The organism is Saccharopolyspora shandongensis (assembly GCF_900106995.1).
GTDB classification, from domain to species: Bacteria; Actinomycetota; Actinomycetes; order Mycobacteriales; family Pseudonocardiaceae; genus Saccharopolyspora; species Saccharopolyspora shandongensis.
Window position 1 is genome coordinate 203,189 of sequence record NZ_FNOK01000005.1, and the last position, 15,193, is coordinate 218,381.

Genomic DNA, 15,193 nt, shown 5'->3' on the forward strand with positions numbered 1-15,193 from the left:
CGAGCGGAGCGATCCGCGCAAATTTAGAGCGAAACCGAACTTCGCGGGAGGAATCCAGTGACCGACGGCCCAGCGCACCGCGGCTACAGCCGGGTGCTGCTCAAATTGGGCGGCGAGATGTTCGGCGGAGGCAGCGTCGGGATCGACCCGAACGTGGTCGGCGCGGTGGCCCGGCAGATCGCCGAGATCGTCGCCGACGGCGTCGAGGTGGCCATCGTGATCGGCGGCGGCAACTTCTTCCGCGGTGCCGAACTGCAGCAGCGCGGCATGGAACGCGCGCGCGGTGACTACATGGCGATGCTGGGCACCGTGATGAACTGCCTGGCACTGCAGGACTTCCTGGAGCGCGAGCACGGCATCGACACCCGGGTGATGACCGCGATCACCATGGGGCAGGTCGCCGAGCCCTACATCCCGCGGCGCGCGATGCGGCACATGGAGAAGGGCCGCGTGGTCATCTTCGGCGCCGGCACCGGCATGCCGTACTTCTCCACCGACACCACCGCGGCGCAGCGGGCGCTGGAGATCGGCTGCGAGGTCGTGCTGATGGCCAAGGCGGTCGACGGCGTCTACACCGCCGACCCGAAGACCACCCCGGACGCGCAGCTGTTCGACCGCATCACGCACCGCGAGGTGCTGGAGCGCGGGCTGAAGGTCGCCGACGCGACCGCCTTCAGCCTGTGCATGGACAACCACATGCCGATCCTGGTGTTCAACCTGCTGGAAGAAGGCAACATCGCCCGCGCTGTCGGCGGTGAGAAGATCGGCACGCTGGTCAGCACCCCGGCCGAGCAGCAGGCCTGAGCGACGCGCATCCGAGGTCGTGCCGGGTGACCACCCGAGCGACCCGGCCCGTTGCCCCACCAGGGGTGCTGGAATCCTGATCTGGGGTGGCCCGCTCTGGGGCGGCGCTGCGCAGCAGGCGACACTAAGAATGTCCACCGGTCGGCAGACTTAAGGAGCAGCCGTGATCGACGAAGCTCTTCTCGAAGGCGAGGAGAAGATGCAAAAGGCGGTGGAGGTGGCCAAGGACGATCTGGCCACCGTCCGCACCGGCCGTGCGAACCCCGCGATGTTCTCCGGCATCGTCGTCGACTACTACGGTTCGCCGACGCCGTTGAACCAGCTCGCCAGCGTCTCCGTGCCGGAGGCGCGGCTGGTGGTCATCAAGCCTTACGACGCCAGCCAGCTGGCGGCGATGGAGAAGGCCATCCGCGACTCCGACCTCGGCGTGAACCCGTCCAACGACGGCCAGCTCATCCGGATCGCAGTTCCGCAGATGACGGAGGAGCGCCGCAAGGAGATGGTGAAGCTCGCCAAGCACAAGGGCGAGGAAGGCAAGATCACCATCCGTGGCATCCGCCGCAAGGTCAAGGAAGAGATCGACCGGATCGTCAAGGACGGCGAGGCCGGCGAGGACGAGGGCAACCGCGCCGAGAAGGAGCTGGACAACCTCACGCACCGCTTCACCGGCCAGATCGACGAGCTGGTCAAGCACAAGGAAGCAGAACTTCTCGAGGTCTGAGTGGTGACGGCCGGCCAATGCGAAGGTGAGTCCGGAATGTCCGCAGACAGCCCGGACCCGCCTTCGCGTCCTTCCCGGGCCGGACGCGATCTCCGTGCCGCCATCGGCGTCGGGGTAGTGCTCGGTGCCGCGATCATCCTTTCGCTGCTGATGGTGCGGTTCGTATTCATCGGCATCGTCGCCGCCGCGGTGGCGGTGTCCACCGTCGAGCTGGCGAACGCGCTCAAGCGCGGTGCCGACATCCGCATCTCGCTGATCCCCGTCCTGGTGGGCGGTCAGGCGATGTTGTGGCTGTCCTGGCCGTTCGGCCTGCGCGGGACGCTGGTGGCGTTCGTCATCACCGTGCTGGCATGCCTGGCGTGGCGGTTCCGGCACGGCGTCGACGGCTACGTGCGGGACGTGACCGCATCGGTGTTCACCGCGGCCTACGTGCCGTTGTTCGCCGCGTTCGCGGCGATGCTGGTGCGGCCGGAGGACGGTGCCTTCCGGGCGCTGTGCTTCATGATCGGCGTCGTCGCCTCGGACACCGGCGGCTACGCGTTCGGCGTGCTGTTCGGCAAGCACCCGATGGCGCCGAGCATCAGCCCGAAGAAGTCCTGGGAGGGCTTCGGCGGGTCGATGCTGGTCGGCGTGGTGGCCGGGGTCCTCTCGGTGACCCTGATGCTCGACGGCCAGTGGTGGCAGGGCGCGCTGTTCGGCGCGGCGCTGGTGTGCACCGCGACGCTGGGCGACCTGATGGAGTCGCTGATCAAGCGCGACCTCGGCATCAAGGACATGGGCAATCTGCTGCCCGGACACGGCGGCCTGATGGACCGGATGGATTCCCTGCTGCCGTCGGCCGCGGCCGCCTGGATGATGCTCTTCTGGCTCATCCCGGGCTGAGGAACCCGCTGCCCGGCTCGGGGGTGCGCGATTTCCATCGAGGTTTTTCCAACCTCGTTTTGCGTGGCGGTGCGGGTGGCGGAACTTCAGAGGCTTCCTGGTCTGTGGGTGCCCCTCCTGATGTATGTCCGATACACGGCGGAGGGGCCGTCCTGCGTCGGAGAGAGGACAGCGATGCGAACCTGGCGGAAGCCGGCGCGGCCGCAGGTGACGCCGAGCCCGAACATCTGGCACTGGCCCGAGCTCTTCGAACTGGAGAACCACGCGCAGGATTCCACCGGCGCGTTGTGGCAGGAGCTGCGAGAGCGCTGCGACTGGGCCGGGCTGGACGTCGTCGACATCGGCTGCGGCGACGGCTTCCACCTGCCGCTGTTCGCTGCCGCGGCCAGGACGGTCATCGGCATCGAGCCGCACCCGCCGCTGGCCGAGCGGGCCCGTGCCCGGATGGCGGGCACCCCGGGCGTGGACGTCCGCATCGCGCCCGCCCAGCAGTTGCCGCTCGCCGACGCCAGCGTCGACCTGGTGCACGCCCGCACGGCGTACTTCTTCGGTCCCGGCTGCGAACCGGGCCTGGCCGAGGCGGAGCGGGTGCTCCGCCCGGGCGGGATGATCGCGATCGTCGACCTGGACGCGTCGAGCTCGCCGTACGGGGACTGGATGCGGGCGGACGCGCCGCAGGTCGATCCGGCTGCGATCGAGTCGTTCTTCCAGCGCCACGGCTTCGACAGCGCCTCCGTGGACACGCTGTGGCGCTTCGACGACCGGGAAACCCTCGAGAAGGTGCTGGGCATCGAGTTCTCCGCGAAGGTCGCCGCCCGTGCGGCCCGTGAGGTGGCCGACCGCACGGTTCCGGTCGGCTATCGCGTCCGGACCCGCCGCAAGCCGGCCGGCCTGCTGCGCGCCTGAGCGATGTAATGGTTGAAGTGGACTAGTCCCTGACGTCAGGGTGAGACCCATGCCTGCTACCAGCACGAACGGGGTCTGTCCCGGAGACCGCGAGCGGTGGGCGGTGCTGTCCCGGCACCGGACGTCACAGGGCGAGGTCACCTACCGGATGTGCTTCTGCGGCCGGATCGGCGTTTTCCTCGACGGCCGAGAGGTGCGCCCGCCGACGAGATCTCCGGCGAGGTGACCGATGCGCTTCAACGACTACGGTGGCGAAGCGGCCTGCCTGGCGGCCGATCTCGTCAACGCGGTCGGTCCGCTTACCGCCGAAGCGCTGGAACCGGTCCTGTCCGCGCGCGGTGTCGCGGGCGGTGCGCTGGACTCCGAGCAGGTCCGCGACTTGGCGCTCTGGCGCGGTCGGCTCGGCCGCTGCTTCGATCCGCAGGACCTGGAGCAGCGGTGCGGCGAGATCAACCAGTTGCTTGCCGAGACCGCGAGCCAGCCGTACATCTCGCTGCACGACGGGCACCCGCACCTGCACTACAGCGCGCCGGGGGCGGACCGCGCGGCCCACATCCGTGCGGTCACGGCCGCCGGGCTCGCCTACGTGGTCTGCTTCGCAGGGGCGGATCGCCTCGGCCGGTGTGCGCGCGAGGTCTGCGACCAGGCCTTCGTCGACACTTCCCGGAACGGCCGGCGGGCCTACTGCTCCCTGCGCTGCGCGAACAACGACGCGGTGGCCCGCCACCGGGCCAGAGTCGCGGGCCGGGACGGCATCTGAGCCGGAGCTCAGCTCCGCTCGGGCAGGTGAGCAGCGGTGATCTCGGATTCGACGGCCCAGCCGAGGGTGCGGTAGAGGGCCAGGCCCTCCACGGTGGCCACGAGCACCGACCGGGTGGCCCCGCTTTACGCAGCCACGACGCCCAGCGATCGCATCACCCCGAGTCCGCGCCGACGGTGCTCGGCGTGCGTAGCTCGATGACTGCCGCCTCCCCGGCGATGGCGACGCGCCCGCTAGCCGCCACCGTTCCGTCCTCGGCGAGCACCGCCACGTCGTGGACGTCGCCGTCAGAGGTGATCGCGGCCGACTACCCCGGCTCGATCGCTCCGGCATCGTCGCTGCTCAGCGCCGCGCTCATCAGGTACTCCGGTGCCTCGACCCGCCAGGCCGCGCTCAGCGCCGACACCACCTCGGCCCGATCGCCGCAGACCTTCAGCCAGGTGCCGGGCGCGGTCAGCGTCGCGGCTCGGCGACCGGTCGAGGCAGGGCCGTTGAGCACGAACCGAACGCGGTGTCCCGGCGCGCCGACGTCGATCCGGTATCCGTCGTGCTCGGCGACCGGGCTCGGTGTCGCGCGGCAAAGCGCCCAACCGCGCTCCCAGTCCTGAACAAGCCCGTGCTTCGATCTCACGCCGCTGATCGTGTCAGCGCGGGCGGACATTTCCGGTGGCTCAGGGTGCCGTGATGCGCAGGTACAGCGTCGCGAGCGCGGCGACCGCGGCCGCCGCCGTGAAGATCGGGGCCGGGCCGAAGGCCAGCAGCGCGCCGCCGAGGAGGGTGCCCGCGCCGATGCCGAGGTAGATCGCCGACGCGTTCAGCGACACCACGATCGCCGCCTCTTGCGGCGCCGCGTCGATGAGCCGGGTTTGCTGCGGCGGCGTTTGGGTCCAGGTGCTCGCGCCCCAGGCGAACACCAGGATGGCGACCGCGACCTGCGGCGTGGTGCCGGTCCAGGCGAACCACGCCAGCAGTGCCAGCGCGAGCGTCATGCTCAGGTAACCGCAGGTCAGGACCCGGATCGGGCCCCAGTTGTCGGTCGCGTAGCCGGACAGGAGATTGCCCAGCACCGCCCCGAGCCCGTACAGGAACAGCATCAGCATGGTCGAGTTCTCCGGGACCCCGACGGCGTTCAGCGCGGGAACGCTGTAGGCGTAGACGGTGTAGCTGGCTCCCATGCCGAGCACCGTCAGCGGCAGGACCGCCATGACGCTGCGGCGGCGCAGCAGCGCGAGCCGGTCGCGCAGCGGGATGCGGGCGCTCCCCGCCAGGGCGGGCATGATCAGGTAGACGCCGACGCCGACGAGCAGGCACAGCGCGGCGACCAGACCCAGCGCGGCGCGCCAGCCGAACCACTCGCCGGCCAGATCGCCGAGCGGAACGCCCAGCGCCGTGGCCACGGTGAGGCCGCCGACGACCACGGCCAGCGCCCGGCCGCGGAACTCAACAGGCACCAGCGCCGCGCTGACCGCGCCCGCGCTGGGCGTGTACGCGGCGGCACCGGCCGCCGCGAGCACCCGGCTGACGATCAGCACCGCCAGGTTCGGGGCGAGCGCGGAGCCGATGTTGGCGATCCCGAGCAGGACGAGGGCGGCCACCAGCAGGGCCCGGCGCGGGATCCGGGCGGTCGCGGTCGCCAGGACCGGGGCGAGGACGGCGTAGGCCACCGCGAACGTGGTCACCGATTGCCCGGCTGCGGCCGTGGTCACCTCCAGCGAGTCCGCCATGGCCGGGAGGAATCCGGCGACGATGAAGGCGTCGGTGCCGACCGCGAAGGTTCCCAGCGCCAGCACCAGGGTGGCCGTCAGGCCTCGGCTCCGCGTCGGATTCGGGATATTTGACATCCAGGTTCTCCAGCTGAAGAGGCCCTGCTGAGCAGGCGGTTCGGAAGAAGTCAGTCCGTGGCGTGCCAGCGCCGTACTCGGTCGGCGGCGCGGGGCGGGGCGGTGTCCATCAGGTCGGCGATGGTCTGCGAGGCCAGTTCGCGGCGCCAGGCCAGCTCGGCCCGGCGCATGGCGGCGTCGATGCCGCAGCGCTTGCGGAACTCGCCGGCCGGGGTGCCCGTCCCGGCTCCGCGCTGCCGGATCTCGGCGCAGCGGAACGCGTCCTCGGGGCCTTCGATGGCGGCGACGACGTCCATCAGCGTGATCTTCGCCGGCGGCCTGGCCAGCCGGAAACCGCCGCGCGCCCCCGGTGTGGAGGTGAGGATCTCGGCCCGGACCAGCGCTTGCAGGCGCTTGTTCAGGTATGCCGGGGGCAGGTCGAACTGGGCGGCGAGCCGGGCCGCCGGCACGGGTTCGTCGCCCAGCCACGCCAGCGTGAGGCAGCAGTGCAGGCCCCACTCGACCCCTTCGCCCATCCGCATACCTGGATGCTAGACATCCAGGTATGCCGATGCGCGGCTGGGCTCGCCTGGGTGGGAGGCGCGGTTCCTGCCAGGGCATTCAGGCGCCGCGGATCATTCCCCGGTGCGCTGGGCGGTGTCGATGATGAAGAACGTGGCTCCGACGACGTCCCGGATCAGGGAGAGCCGGCCGTACGGGGAATCCGACGGTTCGCGCAGCACCTCGCCGCCCAGCTGGACCGCCTTCGCCGTCGCGTCGTCGGCGTTGCTGTCCGGGTTGACCTGGAAGTACAGCTGCCAGTGCGCGGGCACGTCCTCGGGCAGCGCCGAGCTGGTCTCGAACCGGCCCACCGTGGGCAGGTCGTCGACGTACCAGACGGTGTAGTCGAAGCCGTCGCCCGGCTCGCCGATCTGCTCCTGCCGGTAGCCCAGCAGTTCGGCGTAGAACGGATCGGCGGACGAGCCGTCGCGGGTGTGCAGTTCCGCCCAGCAGAGCATGCCCGCGTGGTCGCGGCCGAAGGTGCCGTTGGGCGGCGCCTCCCACAGGCCGATCGCCGCGCCGGAGGGATCCTCGGCGACCAGGAACGTCTCGTCGGCGGGCGTTTCCGTCGGTGGGACCAGCACTTTGCCGCCGAGCGCACGGATCCGTTCCACCGCGCGGCGGGCCGAGCCGCACTCCAGGTACAGCGTCCAGGCCGTCGGCGCGTCCGTCTCCGGCAGCAGCAGCCCGGCGACCGGTTTGTGCTCCTTCGTCGCGATGTTGTAGTCCGGGCGCTGGATCCAGTGCCAGCCGAACAGGCCGGCGTAGAAGTCCCGCGCGTTGGCGACGTCGTGGGTGGCCAAGTCCACCCAAGCTGGGGCGCCCACTGCGATGGCCATCGCTCCTCCTCCGAAACGCACTCCGACACGAGGTGAATCAAGGGGGTATCCCCAGGGTGACCGAGGTTTCGATCCGGAAAACACGCGTGGCGGATCAAGGGCGTACGGCCGCGTGGGGGCGTTACTGTTCGGTGCCTTTTCCGCAATGGGAACGCCCCCGAATGACGCCTTGATACTGGACGGCCCGCGTGATCGACTGTTAGCGGTCACTCAGTGTGCGTATCTGCATGCCGAGCAACCCGATCGAAGCACGCACCAGGGGTTACAGGAGCAGCCATGGCCAACCGCGCGGCGAAGCCGGTGACCGCGGGCTTGAGTCGGCTTGCTCAGCTGGACCGCCACGAGCGGGCCCGCATCATCCGGCAGCTGTGCCACCAGTACCCGGCGTTCCGGTCGATGCTGAGGCAGGTCACGATCGCCCGCGGGATCGCCTTCGTCTCCGGGCTGCTGCTCGCCCTCGCGGTGATGTTCCTGGCCCAGGGAGCATCGGTGTGGTGGGTATCCGGTCTCGTGTTCACCGGCCTCGCCGGGTTCTGCTACGTCGCCGTGACGCTCACCGACAGCCGGTTCGACCTGCTGCTCGCGGTGCTGGGCGCGCACCGCACCGACGAGTTGCACGGGCGGCTGGTGACCGAGCAGGTCTACGGCGACGACCCGCCGTCGGATCCGCTGGAGTGGCCGGCGTCGCGCGTGGTCGCGTCCCGCACGGTCGCCTCCCGGCTCACCGACGCGGCGGGTTCACCGGTGCACGCTGATCGATAGCGCGGCCGCGATCTCGTCGCCCACGAAGTGGGTTTCGTCCGCCGGCGGCTCGCCGACGCGCACCACCAGCGGCCCGCCGAAGGGCTTGCGCTCCACGACCTCGATCCGCGAGCCCAGCGTCATGCCGTGATCGGTCAGGTAGCGCAGCAGTTCCGAATCCGTGTCCCAGACCCGCGCGATGGTGCCGATCGTGCCCGGCTCGACCTGGTCCAGCAGCAGCGTCGCGGGCTTCTCGACGGTGCCCTCCGCGGTCGGGATCGGGTCGCCGTGCGGGTCGTGGGTGGGGTTGCCGAGCTTGGCGGCGATGTGCGCGACCAGCTCGTCGGACACCGCGTGCTCCAGCGCGTCGGCCTCCCGGTGCACCTCGTCCCAGCTGTAGTCGAGCTCCTCGACCAGGAACAGCTCGATCAGCCGGTGCCTGCGCAGCACGTCGAAGGCCAGCCGGCGGCCCTCCGGGGTCAGCTCGACGCTGCGGTACCGGACGTGCGTGACCAGGCCGAGCTGCGCCAGCTTGTTGATCATTCCGGAGACCGATGACGGGCTCAGGCCCAGCCGCTGGGTCAAGGTGGCGTTCGTGACGGGCACACCCCGTTCGCATAGCCCGTAGATCGCCCGGAGGTAGTCCTCGACGGACGACGAGGGGCGCTCGGCCATACTCGTCATACTTGCACGATACGGGCGCAACCCGGTCGGTGGACGCACCCACCACCCGCGTGGACGCTGTGCGGCGGCCGGAGCCGCGCCTCGTCCGGTGGTCGCCGTCAAGGTCGTTCCGGGGCATGGGACACTGGTCGGCGCTATGTCTGCGACTTCCCTTCCGCTCGTCTTCGACGCCCCGCGCCGTGGCATGCCGCCGCGGCACCTCGCCGATCTCTCCGCCGACGAACGGCGCGCCGCGGTGACCGAGCTGGGGGAGAAACCGTTCCGCGCCAAGCAGCTCGCGCACCACTACTTCGGCCGGCTCAACGCCGACGTGGAGTCGATGACCGACATCCCGGCGGCCAGCCGCGCGAAGCTCGCCGAACACCTGCTGCCGCCGCTGCTCAGCCCGGTCCGCCACCTGAACACCGACGACGGCACCACCCGCAAGACGCTCTGGCGCGCGCACGACGGCACGCTGCTGGAAAGCGTGCTGATGCGCTACCCGGACCGCGCCACGGTGTGCATCTCCAGCCAGGCGGGCTGCGGGATGGCCTGCCCGTTCTGCGCCACCGGCCAGGGCGGGCTGCAGCGCAACCTGTCGACCGCGGAGATCGTCGACCAGGTGCGCTCGGCCGCGGCCGCGATGCGCGACGGCGAGGTCATGGGCGGGCCCGGCCGGCTGTCGAACGTCGTGTTCATGGGCATGGGCGAGCCGCTGGCCAACTACCGGCGCGTGATCAACGCGGTGCACCGGATCTGCGACCCGGCCCCGGACGGGCTGGGCCTCTCGCAGCGGTCGGTCACCGTGTCGACGGTCGGCCTGGTGCCCGCGATCAAGAAGATGACCGCGGAGAACCTGCACGTCACGCTGGCGGTGTCGCTGCACACCCCGGACGACGAGCTGCGCGACACGCTGGTGCCGGTGAACAACCGCTGGAAGGTCGCCGAGGTGCTGGAGGCGGCTCGCGGCTACGCCGACCACACCGGGCGCCGGGTGTCGATCGAGTACGCGCTGATCCGCGACATCAACGACCAGCCGTGGCGCGCGGACCTGCTCGGCAAGCTGCTGCACCGGCACCTCGGGCAGTTCGCGCACGTCAACCTGATCCCGCTGAACCCGACGCCGGGCAGCAAGTGGGACGCGAGCCCGAAGCCGGTGGAGCGGGAGTTCGTCCGCCGGGTCCGCGAAGCGGGCGTGTCCTGCACGGTCCGGGACACCCGGGGCCAGGAGATCGCGGCGGCCTGCGGCCAACTCGCGGCCGAGGAATGAGCGGCTGATCCGGGGCTGCCGACCGCTCCGTATTGCGGGTCGAAATCCGTCGGATCCGGATGGGTCGAACGGGAGTGGTCGGCGAAGTACTAGGCGGAGGCCGTCGGCGGCAGCGTCGGCGTGACTGCGGTGCTGCTCGAGGACTGCGAAATTCCCACGCTCCTCCGCGTCAAGAAGTACGTCGACCTGCGGCATGACTACAGCGCCGGCCTCGAACAGATCCTGGATGCGTTCGTGTCCTGACCGGTGTTGGTCTGCCGGTGTGGTTTTCGTGAACGCAATGAACAGAATGGTGACGCCCGGGCCCTCGTGGTCCCATGATCCTCGCACCCGGACTCGATCGAGGTGGGAGGCAATGGTGCCTGGCAGTGCGAAGCGAGGTCTCGTCCGCGGATCTGCCCGATCGGTCCTGAGTGGACGGTTTTCGGCGGTGTTCGCCGCGGTGGGTCTGGCCGCGGTGCTCGGCGGCGCGCCGGCGCAGGCCGAAGCCCGTTTCGATCGCTCGCCGTCCGCCGGCTGCGGCGAGTCCGCGGTTCCCGGGACGTCCGAGACCCGCACGATCGTTTCGGGCGGTATCACCCGCAGCTACCTGCTGCACGTGCCGGCGAACTACCGGCAGGAAAAGCCGACCCCGGTGGTGCTGTCCTTCCACGGCCACTCGCGGACCTCGGAGTACCAGGAAGAGCTGTCCGGCTTCTCCGCCACCGACGCCATCGCGGTGTACCCGCAGGGCCTCGTCGGCACGGACGGCGAAACCGCCTGGCAGGGCGCGCCGTACTCCGCGGCGGCCGACGACGTGTTGTTCACCGGTGACCTGCTCGACCGGCTGGAGCGGGACTTCTGCGTCGATCGCGCGCGAATCTACGCCGCCGGGAAGTCCAACGGCGGCGGCTTCACCGGCGTGCTGGCCTGCCGGATGAGCGATCGCATCGCCGCCTTCGCGCCGGTGTCCGGCGCGTTCTACCCGCAGGGCGGCGAGTGCGAGCCGGAGCGCGCGGCGCCGATCCTGGACTTCCACGGCACCGCCGACCAGACGATCCCGTACCAGGGGAACCCGGAGAAGGGCCTGCCGCCGATCCCGGAATGGCTGGCGGGCTGGGCCGACCGCAACGACTGCGACGACACCCCGATCGTCCGCGACGAGGGCAACGGGGTGCAGGTCGCCAAGTGGGTCGGCTGCGACCGGAACAGCAGCGTCGTGCACTACCGGATCGAGGGCCTCGGGCACGACTGGCCGAGCACGCGGCCCAACCCTGACTCCGACCAGCCGTCGGTCGTCGACGCGACGCCGATCATCATGCGGTTCTTCGCCGAGCACCGGCTCCGCTGAGAAGACCCGGGCCGGAGCGGAAGCTTCGACCCGTGCCCGGCCGGTGCGCGCCGTCCAGCCCCCCGAACGGCGCGCACCGGCCGGTCCAAGATTCCGCGGTGTCAGCGCAGGAGCCGGATCGGAACGCGAACATCGATGTCCCGCCAAGCCTTGTCCGCTGTCATGACGGGCGCGTCCAAGCGGAGCGCCACCGCCAGGCAGGCCCGATCTCCCAGCGACAGCCCGAAGGACCGGGTGTGCGGCCACAATTCACCCGAGCACAGGGCATCCTCGGCGGTGAAGGGCTCCACCAGCACCCCGATCGTGCGGAGGCGATCGCAGGTGCGCCGGGCGTCCGCGCCGTGCTGGGTGAGCTTCTGCGCGAGTTCCGACCAGTTCACCGCTGACATCGTCGCGTCGCCGAGCACGGGATCCACGGTTTCGGCGCCGGTTTCATCACGGAGCCACGCGAGGATCGCGGAGGTGTCCAGCACCGTGGTCACGGGCGGCCTCCGCTGGACTCGTCCTCCTCCGCGGCCGCCGATGCCCGGCGGTCGCCGATCAGCTCGTCGACCACCGATCCGTCACCGCGCCAGACCGTTGCGACGTCGCGGCGGATGCGGGCGGCGAGCTGCGCACGCGTTTCTATGACGACTCGGCCGTCTTCCTCGTAGATCGCGAGCGGTGTGCCGGGCTCGATGCCGGCAGCCCTCCTGATCGGTGCGGGAATGGTCACCCGGCCTTGTCCGTTGGCCGTGATCTCGGTTCTCGCCCCACGCTCATCAGCCAGTGCCACGCCTCCAGCATGAATGACTGGTAGGTGCGCGGCAAGACTGAAGTACTCGCCCTGTGACACGAATCCAGGTTATCGGTCACTTCGATCAGCGGGCGTCACACGCGTGAGTGGATGTTCGGGCCGCGGTCGCGAGCGTCGGCGGACGACCGCGGCCCGCGGCGTCAGCTGGTGTGTTCGCGGATGACGTCTTCCAGGACCGTCAGGCCTTCTTCGAGGAGCGCCTCGTCGATGACCAGCGGCGGGAGGAGGCGGATCACGTTGCCGTAGGTGCCGCAGGTGAGGATCACGACGCCCTGGGCGTGGCAGGCCTTGGCGATCCGCGAGGTCACCTCGGGGTCCGGTTCCGCGGTGCCCGGCTTGACGAACTCGATGCCGATCATGGCGCCCCGGCCCCGCACGTCGAGGATCGCGTCGGTGGTCTCGGCGAGCGTGCGCAGGCGGGGGAACACCAGGTCACCGATGTCGCGTGCCGCGGTGGCCAGGTCGCGTTCGCGCATCGCGCGGATCGCGCCGAGCGCGGCCGCGCACGCCACCGGGTTGCCGCCGTAGGTGCCGCCCAGGCTGCTCGGCGGCATCGCGTCCATCAGCTCCGCGCGTCCCGTGACCGCGGCCAGCGGCAGTCCGCCCGCCATGCCCTTCGCCGTGGTGATCAGGTCGGGCACCACCTTCTCGTGGTCGCAGGCGAACCAGGCGCCGGTCCGGCAGAAGCCGGTCTGGATCTCGTCGGCGATGAACAGCACGCCGTTGTCGGTGCACCACCGCGAGATCGCGGGCAGGAATCCCGCCGCGGGCTCGATGAATCCGCCCTCGCCCTGGATCGGCTCGATCAGCACCGCCGCCACCGAGTCGGCGCCGAGCTGCTTCTCGATGCGGTCGATCGCCTCCCGCGCCACCTGCTCGCCGGTGCGCGGATCGCGCGCCGGGTAGGACATCGGCACCCGGTAGATCTCCGGCGCGAACGGGCCGAACCCGTGCTTGTACGGCACCGACTTCGCGGTCAGCGCCATGGTCAGGTTGGTGCGGCCGTGGTAGGCGTGGTCGAACACCACGATCGCCTGCCGCCCGGTGGCCCGGCGCGCGATCTTGACGGCGTTCTCCACCGCTTCCGCGCCCGAGTTGAACAGCGCGCTGCGCTTGTCGTGATCGCCCGGGGTGAGCGCGGCGAGTTCCTCGCAGACCTGCAGGTAGTTCTCGTACGGCGTCACCATGAAGCAGGTGTGCGTGAACTCGCCGACCTGGCGGCGCACGGGCTCGACGACCTCCGGCGCCGCGTTGCCGACGTTCGTGACCGCGATGCCCGAGCCCAGGTCGATCAGCGAGTTGCCGTCGACGTCGTGCAGCACGCCGCCGGCCGCCTCGGCGATGAAGACCGGCAGCACGCTGGACACGCCGGTCGACACCGTCGCCGCGCGCCGCCGCTGGAGTTCGCGGGAGTTCGGGCCGGGGATCTCGGTGCGCAGCACGCGCGCCTGAGGCAGTGCCGCCTGGGCCGGGGAAACCGTCACGGTGGTGACCTCCTAGGTACTGCTTCGTCTCGAAACGGGGCTCTGGTCGTGTTGTCCTGCGACCAGGTTCGCCCCGCCGCCCGCAACCGAACAGTGGACGATCTGGTTAACTCGGGTTTCAGGATTCGACACACTGTCAGGAGGTTCTCCGGTGCCGTTGACGGTGCGCGACCTGGTCGCCGACGCCGCGCTGGGGCTCGTCGCGCGGGCCGGTCAACGCTCCCTCGACCGCCCGATCGCGTGGGTGCACACCAGCGAACTGGCCGATCCGGCGCCGTTCCTGGAGGGCGGCGAGCTGCTGCTGACCACCGGCCTCGCGCTGCGCGCCGAGGACTGCGCGGGGCTGGTCGAGCGGCTGACCGCCGTCGGCGTCGCGGGCCTGGGGTTCGGCGTCGGGCTGAGCCACCGGCAGATCCCGGCCGAGCTCGTGGCGGCGGCGGAACGAGCCGGGCTGCCGCTGCTCGAAGTGCCCCGGCCGACGCCGTTCATCGCGATCAGCAAGGCGGTCTCGCGCGCAGTCGCGGCGGACGAGTACGCGAGCCTGCGGCGCACCAGCCGCGCCCAGCACGAACTCGCGCAGGCGGCCGGCACCACCAACGGCGTGGCCGCGCTGGTCCGAAAGCTCGCGCTGCTGCTGGATTCGTGGGTGCTGCTGCTCGACGCGGGCGGCCGGCTCCTGCACAGCGCGCCGGCGACGGCCGGTTCGCGGCTGCCGGACCTGGAGCCGGAGGTGGCGAAGGTGCGGGCGAAGCGGGGCCTGGCCGCGGCCGGGTTCTCGCTCGGCGACCAGGAGGTGAGCATGCAGGCGCTCGGCGGCCGGGCGCGCGGGTTCCTGGTGGTGGGTCGCGGCGAGCCGTTCGCCACCACCGACCACCACGTGATCAACTCGGCCGCCTCGCTGCTGACCCTGGCGCTGGAGCAGGTCGAGGCGCTCGCGTCCGCCCGGCGCCGGCTGCGCGCGGACTTCCTGGCGTTGATGCTGCGCGGCGAACAGGTGCAGGACGTCCTCGCCGACCTGCACGCCGAGTTGCCGCCCGAGCCGTTCCGGGTGGTGGTGCTGGCCGGTGCCCGAGACCGCGATGAGCTGCTGTCCCGGCTGTCGGCGGACCAGCCGAGCGCCCCGGCCTACCTGGCCGAACACGGCGACGTGGTGGTCGGCCTCGTCGGCGACGGCGCGCTCGACTGGCTGACCGGGCAGCCCGGCGTCGCCATCGGGGTGTCCGAGCCGTGCGAGCTGGCCGGGCTCGCCGAGGGGCTGCGGCAAGCTCAGCAGGCGGCGCGGGCGGCGAAGCGCAGCGACACGGTTGTGCACTTCGCCGACCTCGCCGGATACGGCCTGCTGAACCTGGTTCCCGGCGTCGACGCGCAGGCGTTCGCCGAGGCCGTTCTCGCGCCGCTGCGTGGGCAGAGCGTGCTCTTGGAGTCGCTGCAGACGTGGTTGGCGCACCATGGGCAGTGGGATCCGGCGGCGAACCGGCTGGGCGTGCACCGGCACACCCTGCGCAACCGGGTGCGCAAGGTGGAGGAGTTGCTCGGGCGCAGCCTCGACCAGCCCGGCGTGCGCGCGGAGCTGTGGCTGGCGCTGCAGGTCCTGGACCGGCCCGGCGAGTGACGGA

The 15,193-nt window shown here is 70.9% G+C and carries 19 protein-coding genes; 11 read left to right on the forward strand and 8 right to left on the reverse strand.

Annotation, left to right across the window (positions count from 1 at the left end):
• Positions 1-57 precede the first annotated feature (57 nt).
• The 6 genes from pyrH to BLW84_RS07530 all read left to right on the forward strand — a co-directional run bounded on the left by pyrH (position 58) and on the right by BLW84_RS07530 (position 4,073).
• Entirely contained in the window at positions 58-804 is a 747-nt protein-coding gene (gene pyrH, locus BLW84_RS07510) for a UMP kinase (protein WP_093262788.1), read from the forward strand.
• A 163-nt stretch (positions 805-967) separates the two neighbouring features.
• Positions 968-1,525 carry a ribosome recycling factor gene (gene frr / locus BLW84_RS07515; RefSeq protein WP_093262790.1) on the forward strand — a complete coding sequence of 186 codons (558 nt, stop codon included), beginning with the start codon at positions 968-970 and terminating at the stop codon, positions 1,523-1,525.
• A gap of 36 nt (positions 1,526-1,561) precedes the next feature.
• A complete protein-coding gene (locus BLW84_RS07520; RefSeq protein WP_093263098.1) occupies positions 1,562-2,407 on the forward strand; it encodes a phosphatidate cytidylyltransferase in 846 nt (281 codons plus the stop codon).
• A gap of 174 nt (positions 2,408-2,581) precedes the next feature.
• Positions 2,582-3,313, forward strand: a complete 732-nt coding sequence (locus BLW84_RS07525) for a class I SAM-dependent methyltransferase (protein WP_177226337.1) — start codon at positions 2,582-2,584, stop codon at positions 3,311-3,313.
• A gap of 49 nt (positions 3,314-3,362) precedes the next feature.
• Positions 3,363-3,539, forward strand: coding sequence for a hypothetical protein (locus BLW84_RS47285; protein WP_177226338.1), 177 nt, complete (start codon positions 3,363-3,365; stop codon positions 3,537-3,539).
• Positions 3,540-3,542: 3 nt separating this feature from the next.
• Positions 3,543-4,073, forward strand: a complete 531-nt coding sequence (locus BLW84_RS07530) for a CGNR zinc finger domain-containing protein (RefSeq protein ID WP_093262792.1) — start codon at positions 3,543-3,545, stop codon at positions 4,071-4,073.
• 307 nt (positions 4,074-4,380) lie between these two features.
• Here the strand turns inward: BLW84_RS07530 and BLW84_RS48915 are convergent, their stop codons facing one another.
• The 4 genes from BLW84_RS48915 to BLW84_RS07550 all read right to left on the reverse strand — a co-directional run bounded on the left by BLW84_RS48915 (position 4,381) and on the right by BLW84_RS07550 (position 7,293).
• A complete protein-coding gene (locus BLW84_RS48915) occupies positions 4,381-4,704 on the reverse strand; it encodes a hypothetical protein (protein ID WP_245760997.1) in 324 nt (107 codons plus the stop codon).
• A gap of 40 nt (positions 4,705-4,744) precedes the next feature.
• A complete protein-coding gene (locus BLW84_RS07540; protein WP_093262794.1) occupies positions 4,745-5,914 on the reverse strand; it encodes an MFS transporter in 1,170 nt (389 codons plus the stop codon).
• A gap of 50 nt (positions 5,915-5,964) precedes the next feature.
• Positions 5,965-6,435, reverse strand: a complete 471-nt coding sequence (locus BLW84_RS07545) for an RrF2 family transcriptional regulator (RefSeq protein WP_093262809.1) — start codon at positions 6,433-6,435, stop codon at positions 5,965-5,967.
• A gap of 93 nt (positions 6,436-6,528) precedes the next feature.
• A complete protein-coding gene (locus tag BLW84_RS07550; protein ID WP_093262814.1) occupies positions 6,529-7,293 on the reverse strand; it encodes a VOC family protein in 765 nt (254 codons plus the stop codon).
• A 276-nt stretch (positions 7,294-7,569) separates the two neighbouring features.
• Between BLW84_RS07550 and BLW84_RS07555 the strand changes: the two genes are divergently transcribed.
• The gene (locus tag BLW84_RS07555) at positions 7,570-8,055 is read left to right on the forward strand and encodes a hypothetical protein (protein WP_093262816.1); all 486 of its coding nucleotides are present in this window, start codon (positions 7,570-7,572) and stop codon (positions 8,053-8,055) included.
• Here BLW84_RS07555 and BLW84_RS07560 read toward each other — a convergent pair.
• Positions 8,032-8,709, reverse strand: a complete 678-nt coding sequence (locus BLW84_RS07560; protein WP_425441688.1) for a metal-dependent transcriptional regulator — start codon at positions 8,707-8,709, stop codon at positions 8,032-8,034. The genes BLW84_RS07555 and BLW84_RS07560 overlap by 24 nt on opposite strands.
• A 145-nt stretch (positions 8,710-8,854) precedes the next feature.
• Here BLW84_RS07560 and rlmN point away from each other — a divergent pair, with 145 nt between their 5' ends.
• From rlmN to BLW84_RS07570, 3 genes are all read left to right on the forward strand, one after another.
• Positions 8,855-9,967, forward strand: coding sequence for a dual-specificity RNA methyltransferase RlmN (rlmN, locus tag BLW84_RS07565; RefSeq protein WP_093263104.1), 1,113 nt, complete (start codon positions 8,855-8,857; stop codon positions 9,965-9,967).
• A gap of 120 nt (positions 9,968-10,087) precedes the next feature.
• The gene (locus tag BLW84_RS49830) at positions 10,088-10,210 is read left to right on the forward strand and encodes a hypothetical protein (protein WP_281247369.1); all 123 of its coding nucleotides are present in this window, start codon (positions 10,088-10,090) and stop codon (positions 10,208-10,210) included.
• A gap of 187 nt (positions 10,211-10,397) precedes the next feature.
• The gene (locus BLW84_RS07570; RefSeq protein WP_342743129.1) at positions 10,398-11,297 is read left to right on the forward strand and encodes a CE1 family esterase; all 900 of its coding nucleotides are present in this window, start codon (positions 10,398-10,400) and stop codon (positions 11,295-11,297) included.
• A gap of 101 nt (positions 11,298-11,398) precedes the next feature.
• On the opposite strand, the gene BLW84_RS07575 is transcribed toward BLW84_RS07570, so the two are convergent.
• From BLW84_RS07575 to gabT, 3 genes are all read right to left on the reverse strand, one after another.
• Positions 11,399-11,779, reverse strand: a complete 381-nt coding sequence (locus BLW84_RS07575) for a type II toxin-antitoxin system VapC family toxin (RefSeq protein WP_177226339.1) — start codon at positions 11,777-11,779, stop codon at positions 11,399-11,401.
• A complete protein-coding gene (locus BLW84_RS07580) occupies positions 11,776-12,132 on the reverse strand; it encodes an AbrB/MazE/SpoVT family DNA-binding domain-containing protein (protein ID WP_245760998.1) in 357 nt (118 codons plus the stop codon). The genes BLW84_RS07575 and BLW84_RS07580 overlap by 4 nt, the downstream gene beginning before the upstream one ends.
• A 101-nt stretch (positions 12,133-12,233) precedes the next feature.
• Positions 12,234-13,577, reverse strand: a complete 1,344-nt coding sequence (gabT, locus tag BLW84_RS07585) for a 4-aminobutyrate--2-oxoglutarate transaminase (protein ID WP_093262824.1) — start codon at positions 13,575-13,577, stop codon at positions 12,234-12,236.
• A gap of 151 nt (positions 13,578-13,728) precedes the next feature.
• Here gabT and BLW84_RS07590 point away from each other — a divergent pair, with 151 nt between their 5' ends.
• Complete coding sequence (locus BLW84_RS07590; RefSeq protein WP_093262825.1) at positions 13,729-15,189, forward strand: PucR family transcriptional regulator; 1,461 nt, start codon at positions 13,729-13,731, stop codon at positions 15,187-15,189.
• The last annotated feature ends 4 nt before the right edge of the window (positions 15,190-15,193 follow it).